The organism is Metapseudomonas phytobenefica (assembly GCF_043392685.1).
Lineage (GTDB): Bacteria > Pseudomonadota > Gammaproteobacteria > Pseudomonadales > Pseudomonadaceae > Metapseudomonas.
This window is the reverse complement of record NZ_JBHZGM010000087.1, coordinates 1-752: the sequence shown is the minus strand read 5'-3', so window position 1 is coordinate 752 and position 752 is coordinate 1. Positions and strand designations below refer to the sequence as shown.

The 752-nt window shown below is 66.6% G+C and carries 1 protein-coding gene; it reads left to right on the top strand.

Annotated elements, in window-relative coordinates; genetic code table 11:
- Nucleotides 1-752, top strand: a 752-nt coding sequence (locus ACFW0B_RS25860) for an aldehyde dehydrogenase family protein (RefSeq protein WP_449151804.1), incomplete at both ends; no start/stop codon positions are given.

Here is a 752-nt window from a genome sequence, read left to right as displayed (position 1 = left end):
TACGCCCAACCCGGTACCCCCGGCGCTGTCGTTTCCTTCAAGTCCCGCTATGGCAACTACATCGGTGGTGAATTCGTCGCCCCGGTCAAAGGCCAGTACTTCACCAACACCTCGCCGGTGAATGGGCAGCCGATCGCCGAATTCCCCCGCTCCACTGCCGAAGACATCGAGAAAGCCCTGGATGCCGCCCATGCCGCCGCCGATGCCTGGGGCCGCACCTCGGTCCAGGACCGCTCGAACATCCTGCTGAAGATCGCCGACCGCATCGAGCAGAACCTGGAAGTGCTGGCCGTCACCGAGACCTGGGACAACGGCAAGCCGGTGCGCGAAACCCTGAACGCCGATATCCCGCTCGCCGCCGACCACTTCCGCTACTTCGCCGGCTGCATCCGCGCCCAGGAAGGCGGCGCCGCCGAGATCAACGAGAACACCGTCGCCTACCACATCCACGAACCGCTGGGGGTGGTCGGGCAGATCATCCCGTGGAACTTCCCGCTGCTGATGGCCGCCTGGAAGCTGGCGCCGGCCCTGGCGGCCGGCAACTGCATCGTGCTCAAACCCGCCGAGCAGACCCCGCTGGGCATCACCGTGCTGCTGGAGCTGATCGGCGACCTGCTGCCGGCTGGCGTGCTCAACGTGGTGCAAGGCTTCGGCAAGGAAGCGGGCGAAGCCCTGGCCACCAGCAAGCGCATCGCCAAGATCGCCTTCACCGGCTCCACCCCGGTGGGTTCGCACATCCTCAAGTGCGCGGC